At 48.1% G+C, this 1,152-nt stretch carries 1 protein-coding gene; it reads right to left on the minus strand.

Going from position 1 to position 1,152, the window contains the following annotated elements; all coding sequences use genetic code 11:
• Window positions 1-1,152: pyruvate carboxylase subunit B (locus R7044_RS24170; protein ID WP_225455868.1), on the minus strand; the 1,152-nt coding region annotated here is incomplete at both ends.

Raw genomic sequence — 1,152 nt, forward strand, 5'->3', positions numbered from 1 at the left:
TTTCTACGCTACCAGACGCGACTGGAGCCGCAGGCGCTGCAACTGGTTTTGCACTTTCCAATGTAGGTGCTGGTTCAAAAGCATCAGGGTTACCACGGTTTTTAAGGAACTTCAGACCAACTTGAGGGAACAACGCATAAGTAAGTACGTCATCAACGCGTTCACTCGCAAGCTTAATGCCTTCAGATTGAGCCTTATCCATTAAATCCACCGTGAGAGCTTCCATTTCTGACTCTAACAAATCAGCAGGACGACACGTAATTGGATCTTTACCTTCAAGGACTTTAGCTTGTAGATCGGCATTCACTGCCGCAGGAGCGGCACCGTACTCACCTTTGAGAACACCAGCGGTTTCTTTAGTGATGCTCTTGTAGCGCTCGCCGGTCAGTACGTTAATGACGGCTTGAGTACCAACGATCTGAGACGTCGGTGTTACGAGAGGAATAAAGCCAAGATCTTCACGTACACGTGGGATTTCTTCTAACACCTCGTCGATACGATCCGCTGCACCTTGCTCTTTTAGCTGACCTTCCATATTCGTCAACATACCACCTGGCACTTGAGCGATAAGGATACGAGAATCCACGCCTTTTAGTTGCCCTTCCCACTTCGCGTATTTCTTACGTACTTCACGGAAGTAAGCTGCAATAGGTTCTAGTTGATCAAGTTTCAGATTGGTGTCGCGCTCAGTACCTTGCAGCATTGCTACAACCGTTTCTGTCGGAGTATGCCCGTAAGTACAGCTCATCGAAGAAATAGCCGTATCGAGGATGTCGATACCAGCCTCTACCGCTTTGATTGCCGTAGCGGTAGAAAGACCAGTGGTTGCATGGCAGTGGAGTGCCAGTGGTACATCACAAGAGGCTTTGATGCGTGTGATTAGCTCTTGCGCTTCGTAAGGCTTTAGCAAGCCAGACATGTCTTTGATACACAGAGAATGACAACCGAGATCTTCCAAACGCTTTGCTAAATCAACCCAAGTATCCGTATTGTGAACAGGGCTTGTTGTGTATGACAGGGTGCCTTGCGCATGAGCGCCAACATCTACCGCCGATTTCACCGCTTTTTGGAAATTGCGAACATCGTTCATCGCATCAAAGATACGGAATACATCCATACCGTTGGCATGAGCACGCTCAACGAACTTCTCTA

This window comes from Vibrio sp. 1402, assembly GCF_033340275.1.